Source organism: Bacillus sp. VA15, from assembly GCF_055721145.1.
Genome location: NZ_JBVQPQ010000004.1, coordinates 255382 through 281593, shown reverse-complemented (window position 1 = coordinate 281593; position 26212 = coordinate 255382). Strand labels below are relative to the sequence as shown.

At 45.0% G+C, this 26212-nt stretch carries 23 protein-coding genes; 17 read left to right on the top strand and 6 right to left on the bottom strand.

Annotated elements, in window-relative coordinates:
* Nucleotides 1-124: 124 nt before the first annotated feature.
* Nucleotides 125-1267, top strand: coding sequence for a TetR/AcrR family transcriptional regulator (locus tag AC0DBE_RS13155; protein ID WP_242733510.1), 1143 nt, complete (start codon nt 125-127; stop codon nt 1265-1267).
* A 740-nt stretch (nt 1268-2007) separates the two neighbouring features.
* Here the strand turns inward: AC0DBE_RS13155 and AC0DBE_RS13150 are convergent.
* On the bottom strand, nt 2008-2829 hold the full coding sequence (locus AC0DBE_RS13150; protein WP_409509342.1) for an SDR family oxidoreductase: 822 nt from the start codon (nt 2827-2829) through the stop codon (nt 2008-2010).
* 117 nt (nt 2830-2946) lie between these two features.
* Between AC0DBE_RS13150 and AC0DBE_RS13145 the strand changes: the two genes are divergently transcribed.
* Both AC0DBE_RS13145 and htpG read left to right on the top strand, forming a co-directional pair.
* On the top strand, nt 2947-3198 hold the full coding sequence (locus AC0DBE_RS13145; RefSeq protein WP_090556855.1) for a hypothetical protein: 252 nt from the start codon (nt 2947-2949) through the stop codon (nt 3196-3198).
* 180 nt (nt 3199-3378) lie between these two features.
* Entirely contained in the window at nt 3379-5259 is a 1881-nt protein-coding gene (htpG, locus tag AC0DBE_RS13140; protein ID WP_472962440.1) for a molecular chaperone HtpG, read from the top strand.
* Between the two features lie 36 nt (nt 5260-5295).
* Here the strand turns inward: htpG and AC0DBE_RS13135 are convergent, their stop codons facing one another.
* From AC0DBE_RS13135 to iolR, 5 genes are all read right to left on the bottom strand, one after another.
* Nucleotides 5296-6681 (bottom strand): sugar porter family MFS transporter, encoded by a 1386-nt coding sequence (locus AC0DBE_RS13135; protein WP_014115782.1) that lies wholly within the window; start codon nt 6679-6681, stop codon nt 5296-5298.
* 256 nt (nt 6682-6937) lie between these two features.
* Nucleotides 6938-7243: a DUF2653 family protein gene (locus AC0DBE_RS13130; RefSeq protein ID WP_072181616.1), complete on the bottom strand. Its 306-nt coding sequence runs from the start codon at nt 7241-7243 to the stop codon at nt 6938-6940.
* 3 nt (nt 7244-7246) lie between these two features.
* The gene (locus AC0DBE_RS13125; RefSeq protein WP_472962437.1) at nt 7247-7897 is read right to left on the bottom strand and encodes a hypothetical protein; all 651 of its coding nucleotides are present in this window, start codon (nt 7895-7897) and stop codon (nt 7247-7249) included.
* A 317-nt stretch (nt 7898-8214) separates the two neighbouring features.
* Nucleotides 8215-9147 (bottom strand): aldo/keto reductase, encoded by a 933-nt coding sequence (locus AC0DBE_RS13120; RefSeq protein ID WP_019716280.1) that lies wholly within the window; start codon nt 9145-9147, stop codon nt 8215-8217.
* A gap of 53 nt (nt 9148-9200) precedes the next feature.
* Nucleotides 9201-9956 (bottom strand): myo-inositol utilization transcriptional regulator IolR, encoded by a 756-nt coding sequence (iolR, locus tag AC0DBE_RS13115; RefSeq protein ID WP_061186813.1) that lies wholly within the window; start codon nt 9954-9956, stop codon nt 9201-9203.
* Between the two features lie 417 nt (nt 9957-10373).
* Here iolR and iolA point away from each other — a divergent pair, with 417 nt between their 5' ends.
* From iolA to yxdM, 14 genes are all read left to right on the top strand, one after another.
* Nucleotides 10374-11837: a methylmalonate-semialdehyde dehydrogenase gene (gene iolA / locus AC0DBE_RS13110; protein ID WP_079287649.1), complete on the top strand. Its 1464-nt coding sequence runs from the start codon at nt 10374-10376 to the stop codon at nt 11835-11837.
* Nucleotides 11838-11911: 74 nt separating this feature from the next.
* Nucleotides 11912-12727 (top strand): 5-deoxy-glucuronate isomerase, encoded by an 816-nt coding sequence (gene iolB / locus AC0DBE_RS13105; protein ID WP_061186814.1) that lies wholly within the window; start codon nt 11912-11914, stop codon nt 12725-12727.
* A 23-nt stretch (nt 12728-12750) separates the two neighbouring features.
* Nucleotides 12751-13728: a 5-dehydro-2-deoxygluconokinase gene (iolC, locus tag AC0DBE_RS13100; RefSeq protein ID WP_019259953.1), complete on the top strand. Its 978-nt coding sequence runs from the start codon at nt 12751-12753 to the stop codon at nt 13726-13728.
* A gap of 32 nt (nt 13729-13760) precedes the next feature.
* Complete coding sequence (gene iolD / locus AC0DBE_RS13095; RefSeq protein WP_072181626.1) at nt 13761-15674, top strand: 3D-(3,5/4)-trihydroxycyclohexane-1,2-dione acylhydrolase (decyclizing); 1914 nt, start codon at nt 13761-13763, stop codon at nt 15672-15674.
* A 16-nt stretch (nt 15675-15690) separates the two neighbouring features.
* Nucleotides 15691-16584 (top strand): myo-inosose-2 dehydratase, encoded by an 894-nt coding sequence (gene iolE, locus AC0DBE_RS13090; protein WP_014115773.1) that lies wholly within the window; start codon nt 15691-15693, stop codon nt 16582-16584.
* Nucleotides 16585-16598: 14 nt separating this feature from the next.
* Nucleotides 16599-17915 carry a myo-inositol transporter IolF gene (gene iolF, locus AC0DBE_RS13085; protein WP_472962433.1) on the top strand — a complete coding sequence of 439 codons (1317 nt, stop codon included), beginning with the start codon at nt 16599-16601 and terminating at the stop codon, nt 17913-17915.
* 22 nt (nt 17916-17937) lie between these two features.
* Nucleotides 17938-18972: a bifunctional inositol 2-dehydrogenase/D-chiro-inositol 1-dehydrogenase gene (gene iolG / locus AC0DBE_RS13080; protein ID WP_439846167.1), complete on the top strand. Its 1035-nt coding sequence runs from the start codon at nt 17938-17940 to the stop codon at nt 18970-18972.
* Between the two features lie 20 nt (nt 18973-18992).
* Nucleotides 18993-19862 carry a sugar phosphate isomerase/epimerase family protein gene (locus AC0DBE_RS13075; RefSeq protein WP_014115770.1) on the top strand — a complete coding sequence of 290 codons (870 nt, stop codon included), beginning with the start codon at nt 18993-18995 and terminating at the stop codon, nt 19860-19862.
* An 86-nt stretch (nt 19863-19948) separates the two neighbouring features.
* Nucleotides 19949-20785 carry a 2-keto-myo-inositol isomerase gene (gene iolI / locus AC0DBE_RS13070; RefSeq protein ID WP_061186818.1) on the top strand — a complete coding sequence of 279 codons (837 nt, stop codon included), beginning with the start codon at nt 19949-19951 and terminating at the stop codon, nt 20783-20785.
* Between the two features lie 20 nt (nt 20786-20805).
* The gene (gene iolJ, locus AC0DBE_RS13065; RefSeq protein WP_061186819.1) at nt 20806-21678 is read left to right on the top strand and encodes a 6-phospho-5-dehydro-2-deoxy-D-gluconate aldolase; all 873 of its coding nucleotides are present in this window, start codon (nt 20806-20808) and stop codon (nt 21676-21678) included.
* A 107-nt stretch (nt 21679-21785) separates the two neighbouring features.
* Nucleotides 21786-22475, top strand: a complete 690-nt coding sequence (yxdJ, locus tag AC0DBE_RS13060) for a two-component system response regulator YxdJ (protein WP_014115767.1) — start codon at nt 21786-21788, stop codon at nt 22473-22475.
* A complete protein-coding gene (yxdK, locus tag AC0DBE_RS13055; RefSeq protein ID WP_014115766.1) occupies nt 22472-23449 on the top strand; it encodes a two-component system sensor histidine kinase YxdK in 978 nt (325 codons plus the stop codon). Before yxdJ ends, yxdK begins: the two co-directional genes overlap by 4 nt.
* A gap of 143 nt (nt 23450-23592) precedes the next feature.
* On the top strand, nt 23593-24366 hold the full coding sequence (gene yxdL / locus AC0DBE_RS13050; protein ID WP_014115765.1) for an ABC transporter ATP-binding protein YxdL: 774 nt from the start codon (nt 23593-23595) through the stop codon (nt 24364-24366).
* On the top strand, nt 24341-26209 hold the full coding sequence (gene yxdM / locus AC0DBE_RS13045; protein WP_472962428.1) for an ABC transporter permease YxdM: 1869 nt from the start codon (nt 24341-24343) through the stop codon (nt 26207-26209). Before yxdL ends, yxdM begins: the two co-directional genes overlap by 26 nt.
* Nucleotides 26210-26212: the final 3 nt, after the last annotated feature.

The following is a 26212-nucleotide window of genomic DNA, read 5'->3' as shown; positions in this document are numbered from 1 at the left end:
TTGCTTTCTTCTTTTCTCAGACCTATTATAAAGTGGTACCTTTTCTGTAAGAAAGACAACGGTGAACCATCTATACGTTACCGTACATATATCAAACATCTGTCTAATGATTGGGGTGTCTTTTGTGCCGGAATCTGCTGAAGCTCAAGTGAAACAGGCGCTGCTGGCCTTATTGGAAGAAAGGGATATTCAACATATCACAATGAAAGAAATTGCTGAGAAGGCCAAAGTGAGCCGCGGGACGCTCTACCTTTATTATGAAGACAAGTTTTCAATCATTGAGGATGTGATCGAAGACATGAAGGAGGGGCTGGGCAAAGCGCTCTATGAGGCCTTCAGGCATATGGATACCCTCCATTTGAACAAAAAACGGCAAACGGTGCATCCGACTCTGTCCTTTGTTCACGAGCATCGATCCTTTTTTGGTACGATGATGAACAGAGAAAATGTTCATCGTTTTTTTAAGGATGTGTTTCAGCAGGATGTCCTGCTGGCTCCAATCCATGTGAACTTGACGCCGATCGAACGGGAAATCTACGGACATTACCGGGCTTTGTACACGTACGCGATTATCCTGTATTGGCTGAATGAGGATGCCGCGGCTTCTCCGGAAGCCATCAGCCAAAAGGTATGGGAGCTTGTTTCTCAAAAGAGGTTTTATTGGCTGTTTGGACAGGCTGCGTCAGGGGAGCGGCAAGAGGACAAGCAAATCGACAGGCGTGTGGTTCGAACGAGAGAGGCGCTGCAGAAAGCTTTGCTGGACGTATTGGCAGAGAAACAAGACTACGCGGCCATCACGATTTCGGATATTACCCGTAAAAGCAATATCCGCCGAGCAACCTTTTATGATCACTATGCCAGTAAAGAGGAATTGCTGCAAACCATGATTCAGCAATCATGTGCTGAGATCATAGATCACCTGACGATTGCCCCAAGTCCGAATGAGCTTTCTTTAGAGGATGCGGAGGAGGCGCTCGCCAGTCTGCTTTCTGCTTTATCAAACATGCCCATTGTGCATTTTCTCAATCGGGAATGGGGTGTTCCTCATGTGATACCTGATATGTTCAAAGCGCTGGAATCGTTTTATCTGCATCAGCAGACTGAGATTCATGCGGAGAAAAAGCTTTATGCCTATTATGTATCCGCGATGATTATCGGGCTGATTTTGTATCGGCTGGATGAAGGGAAGACGCATGCGCCAGAAGTGCTGGCGAGGGAATTTTTGCAGTTTTTGGATGTGAAGAAGTATAAGGTTGTATTGCTTTGAAGTGGCCCGGAGACTTGACCCGGGCTTTGTGTGGTTATGATACTTGGTCTTTTGCTTTTCTTTCTTTCAAGGTGAGATTTAAAAATAGAAGGGCCAAAAGAATTTGTGCAATGTTCACCGACCAAGATTTCCAGCTTGAAGTATGGTCTAAAATCGTATTGAAGAGCAGGTGAACGATAGAAGAAAATGAAAAAAGTAAAAATAGTAGTTTGTTTTGTGACATAAATTGCGTGCCTTTCTGTCAAATATTATTAGAATTATACTAAAAACTAAAATAATTATACTGAAAAATGAACGAATAAATATGACTGTAACCTATTAAGGGATATACTAAGTATTCATTGAACTTTTGGCGCTTTTAGCTCGTTTATATAAAAAAAGTGCATAGTTAAAATAGATAAGATATAAAGCAAGATTAAAAATACCTAACTCAAAAAAATAAGTAAGAGATATGCTAATGAAACCTCCTAAAATGATATAGGTATATAGCAATTTCATTCTACCAACTCCTAATAAATGCTAAATTTATTGTAAGATATAATAAACAATATGTAAAATATATATGGATAAATGCAATATGTAGTTTTCATTTCTTTTTCCTGCCAGACAGCGGAAAAAAGAAATAGAGTAAATGAAGAGGGAGCTTAACCTAATGATTCAGGTTGAGCTCCCTTTTACTTAGCTATATCTATGGCTGATTCACATTTGATCATTAACGCATAAAATTGCCCAGTCCATGTCTATTTCATTTCTTCCTTCCACTTCTCATCAATCAACATCTTCCCAGGCCATGTGTACGCCATGATGCCGCCGTCTGCGGTGATGTCCTCTCCTGTGACGTATGAGCTGTCGTCTGAGGCGAGGAACAGGGCCACTGTCGCCATTTCCTTCGGCTGGCCGAGGCGGCCGAGCGGCGTGATCCATTTGTTGGCTTCGCGGAATTTTTCGCCCATTTCCTGTTCTTTGGTGCCAGCCAGTTTATCAATCAGCGGGGTTTCAATCGTTCCCGGAGAAATAGAATTGACGCGGATGCCGTTTCTTGCGTAGTCGATCGCCATCGCTCTTGTCAGGTTGGTGATTCCGCCTTTTGCAGCGTTGTAGCCGGAGCGGTCGAGGTCCGCGGCCCGGCCTGACATGGAGGAGGTGTTGATGATGGAGCCTCCATTTTCGAGCATGAGCGGAATCAAGTATTTGCTGCAAAGGAACGTGCCGCGCAGGTCAACGGCGATAATGCGGTCAAACAGGTCAACCGGATATTCGTGCACTTTTCCGCCTTCCTGATCAACCCCGGCGTTATTAAACAGAATATCAATCGTTCCGCAAGCATCCTTGATTTGATCAGCAAATGCTTTCACACTGTTTTCATCTGACACATCGAGGTGAAAGGCGTCCGCCTCTCCTCCGTTTTTTCTGATCGCTTCAACGGTTTCTTTCATTTGGTCTTCATTGATGTCTCCGATCATCACACGCGCGCCTTCATTGGCAAAAACCTCTGCCGTCGCTTGTCCAATGCCTGTCGCGGCGCCTGTGATGACTGCGGTTTTGTTTTCAAGTTTTCCCATTACACGAGTCCTCCTTTTTCTATTTGTCTTCCCGCTACGTGCAGTGATAAACATGCGAGAAAAGAAATGCCAGCATATGTTAAGATGGACTAGAAATTGTTGGGAGGTTTGTGTATTTTGAAAGTACACCATAAGAAGGAGCTCAAGTTTTATTGCTTCGTCACGATTCCGTCCGCGTTTGTTGTGCTGACTATCATCTCTTTTTTATTTAAAGAGATTACGTTTCCGATTGCAGCAAGTGCATTTCTCAATGCCTCATGGCATAATCTATTGTTTCTGATCCCGTTCGGTTTGTTTTTCTACCCGGTGCATATATGGATGAAGCGGGAGTTTGGCCGCTGGAATGATGCAGAAAAAAAGAGAGGATGATGAAGCCTCTCTTTTTTATGAGAATGACTGAGAAAAAATAGTGAAAGCAGACCTAAATAGTGTTAAATTTACATATATATGCATCTATCAATCTAATTGACAATTGTCACAGCATGTGATAAATAGATGCTGAAAAGAGTTTACATAGCGTAATAACATATCAAAAAGGAGCGATCTAGAGTGGCTAAAAAAGAGTTTAAAGCAGAGTCCAAACGACTGCTGGATATGATGATTAACTCCATTTATACCCAAAAAGAAATTTTCCTGCGCGAGTTAATCTCCAATTCGAGTGACGCGATTGACAAGATCTATTACAAAGCGCTGACGGACGATACGCTTACGTTTGATAAAGACAGTTACTACATAAAGGTCGCAGCTGATAAAAGTGCGAGAACATTAACGATCTCTGATACGGGGATCGGGATGACAAAGGATGAGCTTGAGCAGCATCTCGGCACCATTGCAAAAAGCGGTTCCCTTGCGTTTAAAAAGGAAAACGAGCTGAAAGACGGCCATGACATCATCGGGCAATTCGGTGTCGGCTTTTACGCGGCGTTTATGGTTGCTGATGTCGTGACTGTCATCAGTAAGGCGCTCGGCAGCAAAGAGGCGTATAAATGGGAGTCTGCGGGTGCAGACGGCTATACGATTGAGCCGTGTGAAAAGGATTCTGTCGGTACAGACATTATCCTGAAAATCAAAGAGAATACAGAGGATGACAGCTATGACGAGTTCTTAGAAGAATATCGTTTAAAAGCAATCATTAAAAAGTACTCCGACTTCATTCGCTACCCGATCAAAATGGATACAACCATTAATAAGCCGAAGGAAGGCAGCGAAAATGAATTTGAAGAGGTACAGGAAGAACAGACAGTCAACAGCATGGTGCCGATCTGGAGAAAAAACAAAAGCGAGCTGACAGATGAGGACTATGAAAAGTTTTATGCTGAAAAGCATTACGGGTTTGATAAACCGCTGACACACGTTCATATCAGTGTGGATGGCGCCGTTCGCTACAACGCGATTTTATTTATTCCTGAAAACATGCCGTTTGACTATTATTCTAAGGAATATGAGAAAGGCTTGGAGCTGTATTCTAATGGCGTTCTGATTATGAACAAATGCGCGGATCTGCTTCCGGACCACTTCAGCTTCGTGAAAGGCATGGTCGATTCTGAGGATCTGTCTCTGAACATTTCCAGAGAAATGCTCCAGCATGACCGCCAGCTGAAGCTGATCGCGAAAAATATCAGCAAAAAAATCAAAAGCGAGCTGCAAAGCCTGCTGAAAAAAGACCGAGAGAAATACGAGACGTTCTACAAATCATTCGGCAGACAGCTGAAATTCGGCGTGTACAATGATTTTGGCGCGAATAAGGATCAATTGAAGGACCTCTTATTATTCTACTCTTCCAAAGAGAAAAAGCTGGTCAGCTTAGATGAGTACGTATCCAGAATGCCCGAGGAGCAGAAATACATTTATTATGCGACCGGTGATTCATACGATCGCATAGAAAAACTGCCGCAAACGGAAATGGTAGCGGACAAAGGCTATGAAATTCTCTACTTCACTGAGGACATTGATGAGTTTGCGATTAAAATGCTGGCATCTTATCAGGAAAAAGAGTTTAAATCCGTATCAAGCGGAGACCTAGGCATAGACACGGATGAGGACCAAAAGCAGTCCGAGGAAGAAGAAAGCAAGTACAAGGATCTGTTTGAGGAAATGAAAAACATTCTGTCAGATAAAGTGAAAAACGTCAGAATCTCAAAACGACTCAAATCACATCCGGTCTGCCTTGCTGCTGACGGCGAAGTGACAATCGAGATGGAAAAAATCTTAAACGCGATGCCGGACAGCCAAAATGTAAAGGCGGAAAAAGTGCTTGAAATCAACCCGAATCATGAGGTATTCCAAACGCTGCAGAACGCATTTGAACAGGATAAAGAGAAGCTGAGCCTGTACACAAATCTTCTGTACAATCAGGCGCTTCTCATCGAAGGCTTACCGATTCAGGACCCTGTGGAATTCACGAACAATATTTGCAAGGTTATGGTGTAATAAAAAAGGAATCGTCCCTTGAGACGATTCCTTTTTTTATAATGTACGCTCACTCAGCACTTGGTTTTGGCTGCTTTTCTTCTTTTTAAACCGTTTTTTCAGGCTTGCTTCAATTTCCTCCAAGCTTTTCCCTTTGGTTTCCGGAACCATGTAGAGGGCGAAGAAAAATGAAAGCAGGCAGATGACTGAAAAAATTGTAAAGACCCATGCGATGCCCATGGCGCTGAGCATCAGCGGGAAGACGAGCGACACGATCAGGTTGGTTGCTGATAACACTAAAGTAGTGAAGCCTGTTGCGGCTCCGCGTACTTTGGATGGGAAGAGCTCAGGCATCAGAACCCATACAACCGGACCCCATGTTGCCTGGTAAAATACGATATAGACTCCGAGAAAAACGACAGTCAGCCATGCTGTTGATGTAGAGAGACCCAGTGTCAGGAGCACAGCTGCTAATGCAGCCAAGCTCAGTGTAATGCCGACGCTTCCCCAAATCAGCAGCTTTTTGCGGCCGATGCGGTCGATCAAAATCATAGCTGTAATACACATCATCACGTTGAGTACACCGATACCCATTGTGCCGAGTACTGACGCCGATGTGCCGAGACCGGCCTTTGTAAAAATGGTTGGTGCGTAGTAGATGACCGTGTTAATGCCGACCGCCTGCTGAAAAACGGCAAGGCCGATGCCAATGAGAAGCATAGGACGAATCCATTTTGCTTTTAGCAAACCGAGTGTTGTTTCTTTTTTCCCAGCTTCCGCTTCTTTCATATCTGCTAGTTCCTGCTCAATATTTTCTTGGTCATGAGTGATTTTCATAATGTCTTTCGCTTCATCTTCACGCCCGCGCTTTACGAGCCATCTTGGTGATTCAGGCATAAATGCGATCCCGATTAATAAAAGCACAGCGGGCACCGCAGCCAGTCCCACCATCCAGCGCCACGCTTCAAACGGCGTGAACAGATAGTTTACGATATATGCTAATAAAATACCGGTAACAACCATTAAGTTGTTCATTGTGCCGAGTGTCCCGCGGATTTTCGTCGGTGCCATTTCTGACAGGTACACGGGCACAAGCGCCGTTGAACCGCCGACGGCCAACCCGAGTATCACCCGAGATGCAATCAACATGCCGACCGTTTGAGAAAACGCGCAAGCGAGCGCACCAATAATAAAAATGATGGAAAGCACAAAAACAACTTTTCTCCTGCCCCAGCGATCGGAGCATGTGCCGCTTAAGGCAGAACCGAAAATCGCGCCAAGGAGCAGCATGCTGACAACCAATCCTTCTGTCAATGTCGTTAAAGGAATATCATTGTTGATAAACAGCAGCGCTCCAGAGATGACGCCCGTATCATAACCGTAAAGCAGCCCTCCTAAAGCGCCAAAAAAGTAGATCAAATATTTCCTTGTGTTTGTCTTCACAAATGTTCCCCCTCAGTTGTTAGGCCAATGAGTATCTCTTATGTTTAACAAAGTTAATAGAGTAGTACCCTTTTCCTATCTGATTTGAAACATTTGTTTTAAAAAAGGAAAAATTAAAACCAAAACGCAGGGGATTAGCGATTTTTACGTAAGGTGACAGATCCAGTGAGTACGGGAATGCTAAGCATCTCAAAGCATATGCCCGGGACAAATCATCATAAAAAAACCTTACTCGCGCGGAGTAAGGTTTTGATTTTTATTCTCTCTCGTTGACAAAAACCAAGGCGGAGAATCCTTTTTTCTTATCAAATTGCAATTCAACTGCTGTAACATCTGGATTGAAGTTGTGGTATTCCTCTAAGAACTGAATAATGCCTTCTGAAATGTCATCTGACACAAGCTGCTTGTGGTGCAGGCCATATTTGGCTTCAGCGAAGAATCCTGTCCGCTTGTTGTAAGACAGCTCTTTTACTTCAACGTCCTCCGGGTAAATCTCTTCTTCATTAGAAATATACACACAAATCCCGTCTACAATTTCTTGCTCATTTAATACTAGTTTCATTACCTAAAAGCTCCTTCTGTATGTCTTCGGTGTTTTGAATGCGCGGATCAATGCGATGGCAATGAGTAAAATAATGATCAGAGCAATGACATCAACGATCCAGGCAATGGGCGAAGCGCCATAAGAAACATAGCCTGGGCCCCCGACTGGATGATAGGTGTAACCCCAAGGGTGCATCATGCTGATCATGAACATGCCCATTGTAAATCCGCTATAATATCCAAACCATCCCGATGGCGAGAATCCTGCATTGTAGTAATGATTGACTGAAACATAACGTCCGCCAACATAAGCTTTAGACGTTTTTCCGCTGTATGTCTTTCCGCTTACTTTTGAGGTGGCGCCGGAAAATGTGCCTGACGATTTTTTAGCGCTTGATGGGCTAGACTCTTCCGAAGGTTTCTTTTTTAGAGAAATCGATGATGATGAATCGTCAGACGTCTTGGGGTTTTTGCTTGAAGAGCTTGCTCCTGAACTATAGTTTGATTTTGGGCTGGATTTATAGCTTCCGCTGTATGATGAGCTTGAACTTCGGCTGCTGTAACTAGATGATGAGCGGCCGCTAAAACTTTTTGCATGAGAAATGGTTGATGGCAGCAGTACACCTAAAGCAACGATTACTGCAACAAAAGCTTTTACATATGTAAGTTTCATTCTGCTTCCTCCATAGACCGCCGAAACGGCCCGTTATTCTGAGCAGCAAATAAAAGTAGCTGGTCAGATTTTTTTAACACATGAGTCTCTTATTTCTAGATGATACTAACGTTTCATATCTTGTTTTGCTTTTTCAATCACTTTCTTTCTGAGATAACCTACCTTTATTTTATCGGATTTATGGCTCTTTTTGTAAGTTTTTGCTTCAAAATCAGTTATTCACTGAAGCTGCTAATTCATCAAGCATCATAGGATGATAGATCAATTTTGCACAAATAAAAACAGCCTTCCCAGTGGGGAAGGCTGTTTTCTGCTTCTTATGAGAACAGCTTATCAATAAACGAAATATCCTCTTGAGAAAGCGTCACGTCAGCTGTTTTGATGTTATCAATCAGCTGATCGGCACGTTTTGCTCCAGGGATTAAAATATCAATTTCCGGTCTTGCCAAATACCAAGCCAATACGATGTGTGGGATGTCTACGTTGTGCTTTTCAGCAATCGGCGCAAGCTTGTTGACCTTTCTGATATTTTCTTTGAAACGCTCGCCCTTGAAGTGTTCCTGTTCGTTTCGCAGGTCTCCTTCAGGGAACGTTGTATCTTCTGTATACTTTCCTGCCAATAATCCTGATACGAGCGGGAAGTAAGGGATAAATGAAATATTATGCTCCTTCGTATACGGGAAGAATGTCTTTTCCGCTTCACGGTTTAACAGGTTGTATTCGCCTTGCAATACATCTACCAATCCGTCTCTGTTTGCTTCTTTCAATTGCTCTAAAGAGAAGTTGGATACACCGATGGAGCGGATTTTTCCGGCTTGCTTCATCTCATTCAGCGCGTTGACAGCTTCATCCTTCGGCGTATGTTCGTCCGGGAAGTGAATGTAGAACAAATCGATATAATCCGTATTCAAACGCTTCAGGCTTTCATCAACTGATTTCTTAAGGAATTCTGGTGAATTATCAAAGACAAAGTCATTTCCTTGTTTTCTGTGCGCGGCTTTCGTCGCGATGACAACATCTTCACGGTTGAATTCGCGCAGCACTTCACCAATTAATTCTTCGGAACGGCCGATCCCGTAAATATAAGCGGTATCTAACATCGTCACGCCATTACGGATCGCCTCGCGAACCAATTCTTTTCCGGTTTCTTCATTCAGGTTCGGGTAGAGGTTATGTCCTCCGACAGCATTTGTTCCTAACCCGATAGGGAATACCTGCAAGTCTGATTTTCCGAGCGTAGCTTTTTTCATGATCTGCCTCCTAGAATAAAATGGATGAAAGACTCTCAACACTATTGTAACCGCTAGGCCAGATGAATGCCGATTTGGTGCTCATTGCAATACTGCGTGTACTCGTCATCTAATGGCTGGGATGTCACAATGCAATGCAGCCTGTCAAACGGCGCATACGTCAGTAGCGTTGATTTTCCGAATTTAGAATGGTCAGCCAATAAATACACTTCTTTTGCTTTTTCCGAAATCCTTTTTTTAATTTCGTACTCGAGCAGATCCGAATTGGTCAATCCGTGTGTCAGCGTCGTTCCGGTAGCAGACATAAAGGCTTTGTTGATATTGTACTTATCAAGCATAGCCGGGTCGTCCATGCCGACAAAGGAGCGCGTTTTTCTCTTATAATTGTTTCCGATAATGATTAAGTTGATATGCTTCAAAGCTGATGCCGCATTGATAATGTCTAAACTGTTGGTTAAAATGGTGACATTTTTGGCAGGATCAAGCGTATCGAGAATAGACTTTGTTGTTGTTCCTGAATCAATGAAAATCAAATCGTGATCTTCAATAAAACGGGAAGCATAGTGAGCAATTTTTGTTTTTTCATCTTGGTGCTGAATGGTGCGATTCTCAAAAGGAACTAATGCGGTTTTCTCAATAGATGTTACGCCGCCGTATACTTTTTCAATCGCACCCTTTTCTGTTAGCTTGTTGATATCACGTCTGACTGTGTTTTTAGAGACATTGAACACCTGGCACAGCTCATCTAAGGAAACAGTGCCATGAGATAAAATGTACTCCTCCATTTCCTGAATCCGCATCAGTTTCATATAAATAAACTCCTTCTTGAATCTTTACGTAACATAAATATATAATAAAACCCAAGAGTTGATCAATAGTTGCTTAAAAAATGATAACATCGGTGTATATCTTTTGCAAGATTCGATGGACTTCTCGTTACTCTCTTAATGAGTTAAAAGATTAGTATAATAAAAATAATGAAAAAATTTAGTGTTTATGATTGACTTATGGGTATTATGCGATTAGAATATAACCAAGAAATGACCAAAAAGTAACCTGTTGTGCATGAAATGGTTGCTTGTATCTAAAATTGGATCAACTTTTATTTTTTTGGTTTTTTTGAAAGCGTTTAATTCTTGGCTTACTGAAAAAGTGGATATTGATATGAATCTATCCTGAACCATCCATACAAGTGTATGTGTTTACTAATGAAGGAGGCAATAAGAATGGCAGAAATCAGAAAATTAAAAAACTACATCAACGGTGAATGGGTTGAAAGCAAAACAGATAAATACGAAGACGTTGTGAATCCGGCGACGAAAGAAGTGCTGTGCCAAGTGCCAATTTCAACAAAAGAGGATATCGATTACGCAGCGCAAACAGCGTCTGAGGCGTTTAAAACTTGGTCAAAAGTGGCGGTTCCGCGCCGTGCCAGAATCCTATTTAACTTCCAGCAGCTGCTGTCTCAGCATAGAGAAGAACTTGCTCATCTGATTACCATTGAAAATGGAAAAAACACAAAAGAAGCACTTGGAGAAGTGGGACGCGGAATTGAAAACGTAGAATTCGCGGCTGGAGCACCTTCCCTGATGATGGGTGACTCACTTGCTTCCATTGCAACAGATGTTGAAGCGGCCAACTACCGCTACCCAATCGGAGTTGTCGGCGGAATCGCGCCATTCAACTTCCCGATGATGGTTCCTTGCTGGATGTTCCCGATGGCAATCGCGCTCGGCAACACATTTATTTTAAAACCATCTGAGCGGACACCGCTGTTAACAGAGAAATTGGTTGAACTTTTTGAAAAAGCGGGCCTTCCGAAAGGGGTATTCAACGTCGTATACGGTGCGCATGACGTTGTGAACGGCATCCTCGAGCATCCTGAAATTAAAGCGATTTCATTCGTAGGCTCAAAGCCAGTCGGCGAATACGTCTACAAAAAAGGAAGCGAAAACTTAAAACGCGTTCAATCTCTGACTGGCGCGAAAAACCATACGATTGTCCTGAACGATGCGAATCTCGAAGACACAATCACAAACATTATTGGAGCAGCCTTCGGTTCTGCCGGTGAACGCTGCATGGCTTGTGCGGTTGTGACGGTTGAAGAAGGAATCGCTGATGAGTTTATGGCGAAGCTGCAGGAAAAAGTGGCTGACATTAAAATCGGTAACGGCCTTGATGACGGCGTGTTCTTAGGACCTGTTATTCGCGAAGACAACAAGAAGCGCACGCTCAGCTATATCGAAAAAGGGCTTGAAGAAGGCGCGAGACTCGTATGTGACGGACGTGAAAATGTGTCTGACGACGGCTACTTTGTCGGCCCGACGATCTTTGATAATGTCACGACAGAGATGACGATCTGGAAAGATGAAATTTTTGCTCCGGTCTTATCTGTCATCCGCGTGAAACACCTAAAAGAAGCAATTGAGATTGCCAATAAGTCTGAGTTTGCGAACGGTGCTTGCCTGTTCACATCCAACTCAAACGCAATCCGCTACTTCCGTGAAAACATTGATGCGGGTATGCTCGGCATCAACTTGGGTGTTCCGGCTCCGATGGCGTTCTTCCCATTCTCAGGCTGGAAGTCATCATTTTTTGGAACGCTGCATGCGAACGGAAAAGACAGCGTCGACTTCTATACACGTAAAAAAGTGGTTACGGCAAGATATCCGGCACCTGATTTCAACTAAACGACGAACATCCGAACGGCGTCCATATGCGCTGTTCGGACTCATTCTTACAATAGAAAGAGGAGGGCTTCACTATGAGTTATTTGTTGCGTAAGCCGCAGTCGAATGAAGTATCTAATGGGGTCAAACTGGTGCACGAAGTAACAAAATCCAACTCTGATCTCACCTATGTAGAGTTTAAAGTGTTAGATCTCGCTTCCGGTTCCAGCTATGCAGAAGAATTGAAAAAACAAGAAATCTGTATTGTTGCGGTCACAGGAAAAATTACAGTCACCGATCATGAGTCAACTTTTGAGAATATCGGCACGCGTGAAAGCGTATTCGAACGAAAACCGACAGACAGCGTCTATATTTCAAATGATCGTGCATTTGAGATCACAGCGGTCAGCGACGCAAGAGTGGCGCTTTGCTATTCTCCATCGGAAAAACAGCTTCCGACAAAGCTGATCAAAGCGGAAGACAACGGAATTGAGCATCGCGGGAAGTTTTCAAACAAACGTACTGTTCACAACATTCTTCCGGATTCAGACCCTTCAGCTAACAGCCTATTAGTAGTTGAAGTCTATACAGACAGCGGCAACTGGTCCAGCTACCCGCCTCATAAACACGATCAAGACAACTTGCCGGAGGAATCTTTCTTAGAAGAAACGTACTACCATGAATTAGACCCGGGACAGGGCTTTGTGTTTCAGCGTGTATACACAGATGACCGCTCTATTGACGAGACAATGACTGTAGAAAATGAAAACGTTGTCATTGTTCCTGCTGGATACCACCCGGTAGGCGTGCCGGACGGATACACATCCTACTATTTAAATGTCATGGCAGGGCCGACGCGGAAATGGAAGTTTCATAATGACCCGGCGCATGAGTGGATTTTAGAACGCTAACAAGTGAGGAGTGGCTGTTTACGATGAAGTATACATTCAATGAAGAGAAGGCTTTTGATATTGTTGCCATCGGCCGGGCATGTATTGATCTGAACGCAGTCGAATACAACCGCCCAATGGAAGAAACGATGACATTTTCGAAATATGTCGGCGGTTCACCTGCGAATATCGCGATCGGAAGCGCGAAGCTTGGCTTAAAAGCGGGCTTTATCGGCAAAATTCCAGATGACCAGCATGGAAGATTCATAGAGTCCTATATGAGAAATACCGGCGTTGATACAACGCAGATGATTGTTGATCAAGATGGACACAAAGCAGGTCTTGCATTTACAGAAATCCTCAGTCCTGAAGAATGCAGCATCTTAATGTATCGCGATGATGTGGCGGATCTTTATCTTGAGCCTTCAGAGGTAAGCGAGGACTATATCGCAAATGCGAAAATGCTGCTTGTTTCCGGGACAGCACTCGCCAAAAGCCCGTCACGGGAAGCGGTGTTAAAAGCTGTTCAATATGCGAAAAAGCATCAGGTCAAAGTGGTGTTCGAACTGGATTACCGCCCGTATACGTGGCAGTCAGCAGATGAAACAGCCGTTTACTATTCTTTGGTTGCCGAGCAGTCTGATATCGTCATCGGCACACGCGATGAATTTGATGTGATGGAAAACCGCACAGGCGGAAGCAATGAAGAATCGGTCAATCATTTATTTGACCATTCAGCCGACCTCGTTGTCATCAAACACGGCGTCGAAGGCTCTTATGCATACAGCAAATCAGGCGAGGTATTCCGCGCCCAAGCGTACAAGACAAAAGTGCTGAAAACCTTTGGAGCCGGTGATTCCTATGCGTCAGCCTTTATCTATGGCCTTGTCAGCGGAAAAGACATCGAAACGGCATTGAAATACGGCAGCGCTTCAGCCTCCATTGTGGTGAGCAAGCACAGTTCGTCAGAAGCGATGCCGACTGCGGATGAAATCGTACAGCTTATTGAAGCACAGTCATAATTGAAAAAGATCGAGTAAAGGTGGGATCGTTTGTGGGTAAGAAAATTCGCTTAACAACAGCACAAGCGCTGATTAAATTCTTAAACCAGCAGTACATCCATGTAGATGGAAAGGAAGAGCCTTTTGTAGAAGGGATTTTCACAATTTTCGGTCATGGAAACGTGTTAGGGATTGGCCAGGCGCTTGAGCAGGATGCAGGCCATTTGAAAGTCTATCAAGGGAAAAATGAACAAGGAATGGCGCATGCCGCAATGGCGTACAGCAAACAAATGCTGAGAAGAAAAATATATGCGGTCTCTACATCCGTCGGACCGGGAGCGGCCAACTTAGTGGCGGCAGCCGGTACTGCATTGGCAAACAATATCCCGGTTCTCTTGATTCCGGCAGATACATTTGCGACAAGACAGCCAGACCCTGTACTGCAGCAAATGGAGCAAGAATACAGTGCGGCGATTACAACAAACGATGCATTGAAACCTGTATCGAGATACTGGGACCGCATTACGCGCCCTGAGCAGCTTATGAGCAGTTTGCTGCGCGCGTTTGAAGTCATGACTGATCCGGCAAAAGCAGGTCCAGCAACGATTTGTATTTCTCAGGATGTCGAAGGAGAAGCATACGATTTTGATGAAAGTTTCTTCGTCAAACGGGTTCACTATATTGATCGCATGCAGCCGAGCGAGCGCGAGCTTCAAGGTGCGGCGGAGCTGATTAAAGCCAGCAAAAATCCTGTGATCCTCGTCGGCGGAGGCGCAAAATACTCCGGTGCGCGCGATGAATTGGTTGCCATTTCTGAAGCGTATAACATTCCGTTAGTTGAAACGCAGGCAGGAAAGTCGACAGTTGAAGCTGATTTTGCGAACAACCTTGGCGGAATGGGCATCACAGGTACACTTGCGGCAAATAAAGCGGCCCGCCAAGCTGACTTGATTATTGGTATCGGCACAAGATATACGGATTTTGCGACATCCTCTAAGACCGCTTTTGACTTTGATAAAGCGAAGTTTCTGAACATCAATGTCAGCCGAATGCAGGCGTATAAACTCGATGCGTTCCAAGTGGTAGCGGATGCGAAAGTGACGCTTGGCAAACTGCACGGCTTGCTTGAAGGCTATAAGAGTGAATTCGGCTCAACGATTAAGGAGCTGAAGGACGAATGGCTCGCTGAACGCGAACGCCTCAGCAAAGTGACGTTTAAACGGGAAGCATTTGATCCGGAAATCAAAAATCATTTCTCTCAAGAGGTTCTAAATGAATACGCTGACACGTTGAATACTGAGCTTCCGCAAACAACGGCATTGCTGACAATCAACGAGACAATTCCTGAAGACAGTGTGATCATCTGCTCAGCAGGCTCCCTTCCAGGAGATTTGCAGCGTCTGTGGCATTCAAATGTTCCGAATACGTATCACCTGGAATACGGGTATTCCTGCATGGGCTATGAAGTGTCCGGGACACTGGGTCTGAAACTGGCCCATCCTGACAGAGAAGTGTATTCCATTGTCGGAGACGGCAGCTTTCTAATGCTACACTCCGAGCTGATTACGGCGATTCAGTACAACAAGAAAATCAATGTGCTGCTCTTTGATAACTCTGGTTTTGGATGTATCAACAACTTGCAAATGGATCATGGCAGCGGCAGCTACTATTGTGAGTTCCGCACAGATGACAACCAGATTTTAAATGTCGATTATGCGAAAGTTGCTGAGGGATACGGAGCGAAAACCTATCGTGCAAACACAGTAGAAGAATTAAAAGCGGCGTTAGAGGATGCGAAGAAACAAGACGTATCAACGTTAATTGAAATGAAGGTTCTGCCAAAAACAATGACTGACGGCTATGACAGCTGGTGGCATGTCGGCGTAGCAGAGGTGTCTGAACAAGAAAGCGTTCAGAAAGCATACGAAGCAAAAGAGAAAATGCTGGAATCTGCGAAGCAGTATTAGAGGGGAGGCACCATAGATGGGCAAAAATGAAATCCTGTGGGGGATCGCTCCCATTGGATGGCGGAATGATGATATGCCTGAAATTGGAGCGGGAAATACACTTCAGCATTTGTTAAGTGATATTGTTGTCGCACGTTTTCAAGGCACGGAGGTCGGGGGCTTTTTCCCCGAACCTGCCATCCTGAACAAAGAGCTGAAGCTTCGGAATTTACGCATTGCGGGAAAATGGTTCAGCAGTTTTATTTTGCGTGACGGACTTGGTGAAGCGGCAAAAGCATTTACCCTGCATTGTGAGTATTTGCAGCAAGTAAACGCGGATGTCGCAGTTGTCTCTGAACAAACCTACAGCGTGCAAAGCTTGGAGAAAAACGTGTTCACAGAGAAGCCGCACTTTACGGATGATGAATGGGAACGGCTTTGCGAAGGGCTGAATCACCTTGGCAAAATTGCTGACCAGCATGGCCTGAAGCTCGTCTACCATCACCATCTCGGTACTGGCGTCCAAACGGCAGAAGAAGTCGACCGCCTGATGGCAGGAACAGACCCTGCGCATGTACACCTCCTCTATGATACAGGCCATGCGTATATTTCTGACGGTGACTACTTGGGGATGCTTGAGAAGCATATCAACCGCATTAAGCATGTGCACTTTAAAGATGCCCGCCTGAATGTCATGGAACAATGCAGGCTTGAAGGGAAATCGTTTCAGCAATCGTTTTTAAAAGGCATGTTTACGGTTCCCGGTGATGGATGCATTGATTTTAGAGAAGTATATCAACAGCTGTTGAAGCACGATTATTCCGGATGGATTGTCGTTGAAGCTGAACAGGACCCCGATGTTGCAAACCCGCTTGAGTATGCATTGATCGCGAGAAACTATATTGATGAGCAGTTGTTGGATCTGGCTTAATGGGGACTGAATATATGGGTAATACCAATGGAGATTCGGCCTTCAATAAACGGACAATCGCAGCAGCATTGGCCAACTATATTGATGCAGGTTCCATTGTGGCGGGCTCTGCTGGTTTATCATTATGGGTCAGTTACCTAAAGCTATCTGATACGCAAATCGGGCTGCTCGGCGCGCTAAGCGCAAACGCAATTTCTGCCGCTGTCGGCGCACTGCTTGGCGGGTATCTAGCTGATAAAGTCGGGCGGAAGGCTGTTTATACCAATAGCATGCTGGTTTATGCAATAGGGATTTGTTTGGTTCTGTTTGGGGTTAATTTCCCCATGTTGTTAAGCGGTTACATGATTATCGGTTTATCAGTAGGAGCTGATATTACCGCATCATGGACCATTATTGCAGAAAATGCGCCAAAGAAAAATCGGGCCCGTCATTGCGGCGTGGCACAAGTCGCTTGGGCGGCAGGGGCAGTCGTTGTGCTGCTTCTCTCCGTACTGGTCGGTGATTTAGGCCTCTTGGGGAATAAAATCGTATTTGCCCATCTGCTTGTCATTGCGCTGATTACGTACATCCTGAGAATCAGGCTTCCGGAGTCAGACGCCTGGCAGGCAAAAAATCAGCCGGGAGATGCTCAGGAAGAGAAGCCGGCCGTACTGAACAAAACATCGTATTTTGATTTGCTCAAGCCAATGTATCTAAAAAGCATACTGTTTTTGATGGGTGTGTACTTGGTTTGGAATTTAGCCGCCGGGGTGATGGGCTTCTTCATGCCATACATTTATCAGCAGGTCGGCGGTGTATCTGCCAATATGGCAAACCTTTTGCAAATGGGACTGTTTATCTTCACGGGATTGGGGGTCGCTTTAATCTTCATGCCCTTTGCCGACAAATATAGAAAAACCGTATTTGGAATCGCTGCTTTTATGGCAGTGATCGGATGGACGCTGTTTCTGCTGCCGGTTGAAGGCCTGCCGGTTCTGCTTCTGTTTATTGTCGTGATCGGCATCAATAACGGAGCCGGGCAGCAAGCCAACTATCAGTTATGGGCCAGTGAAATCTTTCCTACGCAATATCGTGCTTCTGCACAAGGACTGATGTTTTTCCTCGTCCGTATTTCAATAGGGATTTGGAGTCTGTTTGTCCCAATGATTATGACCAATTTAGGCATTGGAACGATGGCTGCAATTCTCCTCGGATGTGTGACGGCCAGTATGATTATCGGGATTCTCTTCGCGCCGAATACGTCTGGCAAGTCGCTTGAACAAATTCAGGAGGAACTCTACGGATCTCCTCAGAGCCAAGTAAAGCAAGGAACAGAAAGCAAAATGATGTAACCAACAGAAGGAGTGGCTGTCAATGAGTTTACGTATTGGCGTAATTGGAACTGGAGCAATTGGAAAAGAACATATTAACCGCATTACGAACAAGCTGTCCGGCGCAGAAATCGTTGCTGTAACGGATGTCAATCAAGAAGCTGCACAAAAGGTCGTTGAGCAATACCAATTAAACGCGACGGTTTATCCGAATGATGACAGCCTGCTTGCAGACGAAAATGTAGATGCTGTCTTAGTGACAAGCTGGGGTCCTGCGCATGAATCGAGCGTGCTGAAAGCGATTAAAGCCCAGAAATATGTGTTCTGTGAAAAACCGCTCGCGACAACGGCTGAAGGATGCATGCGCATCGTCGAAGAGGAAGTCAAAGTGGGCAAACGCCTAGTTCAAGTTGGCTTTATGCGCCGTTATGACAGCGGTTACGTACAGCTGAAGGAAGCACTCGATAATCATGTTATTGGCGAGCCGCTTATGATTCACTGCGCGCACCGCAACCCGACTGTGGGAGATAACTACACAACGGATATGGCCGTAGTCGACACGCTTGTTCATGAAATTGATGTACTGCACTGGCTCGTCAATGATGACTACGAGTCCGTTCAAGTCATCTATCCAAAAAAATCGAAAAATGCACTTCCGCATTTGAAAGATCCGCAAATCGTATTGATTGAAACGAAAGGCGGCATCGTCATCAATGCTGAAATCTATGTGAACTGTAAATACGGCTATGACATTCAATGTGAAATTGTAGGAGAAGACGGCGTTATCAAGCTTCCTGAACCATCAAGCATCAGCATGAGAAAAGAAGGCAAATTCAGCACAGATATTTTGATGGATTGGCAGAGACGCTTTGTGGCTGCGTACGATGTGGAAATCCAAGACTTCATTGATTCGATTCAAAAGAAAGGCGAGGTCAGCGGGCCGACGGCATGGGACGGCTATATTGCTGCTGTTACGACTGACGCGTGTGTAAAAGCCCAGGAATCTGGACAAAAAGAAAAGGTTGAATTGAAGGAAAAACCGGAATTCTATCAATCGTTTACAACAGTTAAAAATTAAAAAAATAGAGGAGTGAAAATATGAAATTAGCATTGGATCCATCGATGTATCGTGATGATTTAACTTTGGAGGAAATGGTTTATAAAACAGCGGAGCTTGGCTATGAATATATTGAGCTATCGCCACGCGAGGATTTTTGTCCATTCTATAAATATCCGAAAGTCGATTCAGCAAAGATCAAACAATTAAAGCGTCTATTAAAGGATACAGGTGTTAAGCTATCATCGCTCCTTCCTCTTTACCACTGGGCGGGTCCTGATGAAGACCGCCGCCAGGCTGCGGTGCGCAACTGGAAAAGGGCGATCGAAATTGCAGTTGAACTTGAAGTGGATTTGATGAACAGCGAATTCAGCGGTTCAAAATATGATCCTTTAACAAGTGAAGAAAAATTTATCAAATCCATGGATGAGCTTCTGCCAGTCTTTGAAAAAGAAGGCATTAAACTCAATCTTCAAGCCCATCCATACGATTTTATCGAAACGCACAAAGGTGCGATGGATATGATCCGCGCGCTTGACAAGGATTGGATCAATCTTGTCTACTCGACTGCGCATACGTTCTTCTATGATGACGGCAAAGGCGACATTGAGACAATGTTTGACGAAGCCGGCGACCGCCTCACACATGTTTTATTTGCAGATACTTTTAATCATAAAGCGGCTCATGGCTTGCGCTACATCGTCAATCCGCCTGACGCGAAAGTAACGGTTCACCAGCATTTGGACATTGGTCAAGGCGAGGTTGATTTTGATACGATTTTCAGAAAGCTGAGAGAGATGAAGTTCGACGGAATTGCGACGAATGCAGTATTTGCTTGGGTCGACGAAAGAGCGGATGAATCAAGCCGATTTATGCTTAAAAAAATGAAAGAAGAATTAGGTCTGGCATAAGCTGAGCATGGAGTTCGGCGGGATATGGCGAACAGCCTTCCTGCCGAACTCCCTTCATATCTAAAACACAGATGGGGGAGTCTGACATGAAACTTTGTTTCAATGAAGCAACAACATTGGAAAACTCAAACCTTAAACAGGATTTAGAACTATGCGAAAAGCATGGCTATGATTATATTGAAATCCGCACAATGGATAAGCTGCCAGAGTACTTAAAAGACCATTCATTGGCTGATCTTGCGGAATATTTTCAAACCCATCACATCAAGCCGCTTGCCTTAAACGCACTCGTTTTTTTCAACAACCGTGATGAAAAGGGCCACAATGAGATCATCGCTGAATTTAAAGACATGATGGAAACGTGCAAAACCCTCGGTGTGAAATATGTCGTGGCCGTCCCGCTTGTGACTGAGCAGAAGATTGTAAAAGAAGAGATCAAAAAGAGCAGTGTTGAGGTGCTGACTGAGCTTTCAGATATCGCGGAGCCGTATGGCGTAAAAATCGCGCTCGAATTTGTCGGCCATCCGCAGTGTACAGTTAATACGTTTGAACAGGCGTACGACATCGTAAACACAGTCGACCGTGACAATGTCGGGCTTGTCCTTGACAGTTTCCACTTCCATGCAATGGGGTCAAATATTGAAAGCTTAAAGCAGGCGGACGGAAAGAAAATTTTCATCTATCATATCGACGATACCGAAGATTTCCCAATCGGCTTTTTAACGGATGAGGATCGTGTATGGCCGGGCCAAGGGGCGATTGACTTAGATGCCCACTTATCAGCACTAAAGGAAATTGGCTTCTCTGATGTTGTATCAGTTGAGCTCTTCCGGCCTGAATACTATAAGCTGAGTGCTGAGGAAGCCATTCAAACAGCGAAAAAAACAACGGTTGATGTCGTATCAAAATACTTCAACATGTAATGGATAAAGGAGGGGTGGACATGGCTTTTGTATCGATGAAAGAGCTTCTTGAAGATGCAAAGCGGGAGAAATACGCAGTCGGCCAGTTTAATATCAACGGCCTGCAGTGGACGAAGGCGATTTTGCAGGCTGCGCAAAAGGAGCAATCACCGGTCATCGCCGCGGCTTCCGATCGCCTGGTCGACTATTTAGGCGGATTTAAAACGATTGCCGCCATGGTCGGCGCGTTAATGGAGGACATGGCGATTACCGTTCCCGTGGTGCTTCATCTTGATCACGGAAGCAGTGCGGAACGCTGCAGACAGGCCATTGATGCCGGATTCAGCTCAGTGATGATTGACGGCTCCCATCAGCCGATTGACGAGAATATCGCGATGACAAAAGAAGTCACCGATTATGCCGCAAAGCACGGCGTGTCAGTAGAAGCCGAAGTCGGCACGGTCGGCGGAATGGAAGACGGACTGGTCGGCGGGGTACGCTATGCCGATATCACGGAATGTGAGCGGATCGTCAAAGAAACCAATATCGACGCGCTGGCCGCCGCCCTCGGCTCTGTACACGGCAAATATCAGGGTGAGCCGAATCTCGGATTTAAGGAAATGGAGGCTATCTCCCGCATGACTGATATTCCCCTCGTTCTTCACGGGGCATCCGGGATTCCGCAGGATCAGATCAAAAAAGCCATCACGCTCGGCCACGCGAAGATCAATATCAATACGGAATGTATGGTAGCCTGGACAGACGAAACACGCCGCATGTTTCAGGAAAACAGCGATCTGTACGAACCGCGCGGCTATATGACACCCGGCATTAAAGCCGTGGAAGAGACAGTGCGAAGCAAAATGAGAGAGTTCGGATCAGCCGGTAAAGCCGTAAAACAGCAGGTCGGCTGATGAGACCAGAAACCGCCGAGATGGCGGTTTTTTTGTGCGGTGTTGCGTCCATACGCCCAAAACGATTATGATGATGGCAGCAGTGTAAGAAACGGGAGTGGTTCAGTTTGAATAAGATCATGATTGTGGAAGACAGTGAAGACATTCGTGGACTGTTGCAGAATTACCTTGAAAAATACGGATATCAAACAGTGGTCACCGCGGATTTCACGGCTGTTCTTGATGTTTTTTTGCAGGAAAAGCCTGATGTAGTGCTGCTTGATATCAATTTGCCGGCATATGACGGATATTATTGGTGCCGCCAGATCCGCCAGCATTCCACCAGCCCGATCATTTTTATTTCAGCCAGAAGCGGGGAAATGGATCAGGTGATGGCGATTGAAAACGGGGGAGACGATTATATCGAAAAACCGTTTTCTTATGATATTGTGCTGGCGAAAATCAAAAGCCAGATCCGCAGGGCGTACGGGGAGTACGCCGCAAAGCAGGGGGAGAAAGTGGTTGAATATGCCGGCGTTCAGCTCTTTGTAGAACGGTTTGAACTGCGTTTTCAGGATGAAAAAAGCGAGCTTTCTAAAAAAGAAAGTAAGCTTTTGGAAGTGTTGCTGGAGCGGGGAGAAAAGGTGACGGGTCGGGACCGTCTCATGGAAAAGACGTGGGACACCGACATTTTCGTCGATGATAATACACTTAACGTGTATATCACGCGGCTCAGAAAAAAACTGCGGGAGCTGAATGCGCCTGTTTCTATTGAACCGGTGCGGGGCGAAGGCTACCAGCTGAGGGCGCAGTCATGAAGCTGTTTCTCCGGTTTCATACAGTCCTGATTCTGCTATTTCTCCTTCAAGGGCTGTTTGTCTTCTTTTATTACTGGTTTGCGGGTCTTCATTCTTTTTCTCACTTGTTTTACATATTGGGCGTGCAGCTTCTCATTTTGGCGGGCTATCTTGCCTACCGCTGGTACAAAGACCGCGGCGTGTATCAATGGCTCAGCTCGGGGCAGGAAGGGACGGATATCCCGTATCTCGGTTCTTCAGTGTTCTGTTCAGAGCTGTATGAAAAGCAGATGGAGCTGATCCGGCTGCAGCACCAAAAGCTCCATGAGACCGAAGCCAAGCTTGACGCGCGGGTGACGTATATGAATCAATGGGTGCACCAAGTAAAGACGCCGCTGTCGGTTATTAATTTAATCATTCAAGAAGAGGATGAGCCCGTTTTTGAACAAATCAAAAAAGAAGTCCGGCAGATTGAATTCGGGCTGGAGACGCTTCTTTATTCTTCAAGGCTCGACCTGTTTGAACGGGATTTTAAAATCGAAGCGGTTTCCCTGTCTGAGCTTCTCCAATCAGTTATTCAAAGCTATAAACGATTTTTTATTCAATACCGCGTTTATCCGAAAATGGACATTTGCGATGATCATCAGATTTACACCGATGCAAAATGGCTCAAATTTGCGATCGGCCAAGTGGTCACAAATGCGGTCAAGTATTCAGCGGGCAAGAGTGACAGACTTGAGCTGAATGTCTTCCGCGATGAAGACAGGACGGTGCTTGAAGTCAAAGATTACGGCGTCGGGATTCCCTCCCAAGACATCAAGCGGGTGTTTGACCCTTATTACACCGGTGAAAACGGGCGGCGTTACCAAGAATCTACGGGAATCGGCCTCCATCTCGTCAAAGAAATTACAGGTAAGCTCAATCATACGGTAGACATCAGCTCGTCTCCCGGTGAAGGGACATCAGTTCGATTTTCATTTCTTACAAAAATGTAAGGCTGCGTTAAGAAAACAACATAGCTCGCTTTGTTTCCCCTTGATAACATGGATTTATGTCAAGGGGATTTTTATGTTGAACGTCCCGGCACTACATGAAAGCAGCCCAGATCAACAAGAATAAAACCATAAGGAGGATTCTCATGGCGAATATGCTTGAAGTTAAACATATAAATAAAACCTATAAAGGACAAGTGTCCTATCAAGCCTTAAAGCAAATTTCATTTTCAATAGAAGAAGGCGAGTTCACGGCGGTGATGGGGCCGTCCGGGTCCGGAAAAACAACGCTTTTGAATATCATTTCAACGATCGACCGTCCGGATTCAGGTGATATCCTGATTCATGGAGAAAACCCGCATCGCCTGAAGCGGACAAAGCTCGCTCATTTCCGCCGCAAGCAGCTCGGATTTGTGTTTCAGGATTTCAACCTTCTGGACACGCTGACAATCGGTGAAAATATCATGCTGCCGTTAACGCTTGAAAAAGAAGCGCCGTCTGTAATGGAAGAAAAACTGCAAGGCATCGCGGCAAAGCTCGGTATCGAAAACCTGCTCAACAAACGGACGTTTGAAGTATCCGGAGGACAGCGCCAGCGTGCCGCCATTGCAAGAGCGGTCATTCATAAGCCGTCACTCATTCTGGCCGATGAACCGACGGGAAACCTTGATTCCAAAGCGTCAAAAGACGTCATGGAAACGATGCAGAGCTTGAATCAGGATGATCATGTCACGGCTTTGATGGTGACCCACGATCCTGTTGCGGCAAGCTACTGCCGCCGCGTCATCTTTATAAAAGACGGCGAACTGTTTAATGAGATTTACCGCGGGGAAAACCGCCAAGTATTTTATGAACAAATTCTCGATGTGCTGTCTATGCTGGGGGGAAACGCAAATGACCTTTCTTCAGTTCGCTTATAAAAACGTCACGAGAAACAAAAGGGCCTATCTTGCATTCTTTTTAAGCAGCGCCTTTTCCGTTTTGATTTTCTTTACCTTTGCGATGTTCCTGTTTCATCCGGCATTAAAGGAAGGCTACCTGAATAACATCGCCAAAAAAGGCTTAACCGCCGCGGAATGGATGATCTTTGTTTTTTCTTTCTTATTTGTTCTGTATTCGGTTAATGCGTTTTTAAAATCGAGAAATAAAGAATTCGGCATCCTGCTCATGCAGGGCATCACGCCGGGGCAGCTGAGAAAGCTCATTACTGCGGAAAATATGATCATCGGCGTCATGTCAATTGCAGCCGGCATAATCGGAGGATTCATTTTTTCAAAGACGTTCTTTACGGTTGGCGCTTATATTTTAGAAATGGACGCGCTGCCTTTGTATATGCCTTGGAAAGCGCTCGGTATTACGGCCGGCGGATTTCTGCTCTTATTTTTCCTTTTATCGCAGTTTACGATCCTTTTTGTCAGATCAAATACGGTTATCAAATTAATAAAGGGCACTGACAAGATTAAGCCGGAGCCTAAGCCGTCCGTGCTTCTGTCCTTATTCGGCATCGCCTGTCTGTGCGGCGGGTACGGCATGGTTCTTAAAGGCAATGTCCACGGGACCGAACCGTTTATCATTTTACTGCTCACCGTCATCGGAACGTATTTCTTTTTCAGCCAAAGCAGCATATGGATTCTGCGCGCGCTGAAGAAGTGGAAAACCTTTTATCTGCGCGGGAAAAATGTCATTTGGGTTTCTGACCTTGTCTATCGTTTAAAAGACAACGCCCGCCTGTTCTTTATTGTCAGCATTATTTCCGCGGTTGCGTTTACGGCTACGGGTGTGCTCGCGATGTACAAATCGACCGTCGGGGCGGAAGAGTCCGCTTATGAAATGGAGTATTTATCTTACAGCAACAATCCAAAAGAACAGACTCATTTGAAAAAAATTGACCATGAACTGAAAACACACGGCTTTACGTATAAGAAAGACAAAATAGATGTTTCCAATATTCGCTATCAGGCAGGGGATACTGTTCCGCCTGTTTACATGATTAGTGAATCGGATGCGGTAAAATACTTCCATGTCAAAGTGAACTCTCTGAAAGAAGACGAGGCTGTCTATTTCCCGGGCACGTATGACCGCAATTTCAAAAACAAAGCGCCGAATCAGCTGAAGCTGCTGAACCAAAAAGGCAAGCTGTCCGGACAAAAACTGTCAGTAAAAGAAGTCAAAAAACCGCTGATCTCATTGAATGCCATCATCGCGGTGAACGATAAAACCTTTGATCAGCTCAAATCACTCGGTGATAAAGCGTCATTATACGGCTACAGCTACGATCATTGGAAAGACAGTCTTGGTTTCAGCCAATCTCTGAAAGATGAGATCTACGGCAACTATATCGACGTGCATTCTGATTTTATGTCAAAAGCCGGCACCTACTATGATACGGTGCAGCTGCCGAGCCTGAGTTTATTTATCGGCTTGTTTATCGCAATTGTATTCTTTGTCGCGGCAGCAAGTTTCTTATATTTCAGGCTGTTCACTGATTTAGATGAAGACCGGGAGCGCTACCGTTCACTGGCCAAAATCGGCCTGAGTGAGCGTGAAATGGCACAAAGCGTAACGATACAATTGGCAATTCTTTTCTTCTTTCCATTTGTCATTGCCGTCATGCATACGCTGTTTGCCTTGAGAACATTGGCTGTGGAAGGCTATTCCGATGTAGCGGGGCCGCTCAGTCTCACCATCGGAGGGTTTTTCATTTTTCAGCTTCTATTCTTCCTCGCGGTGCGGTCAAGCTATTTGAAAAAAATGAACAAGTAAGGG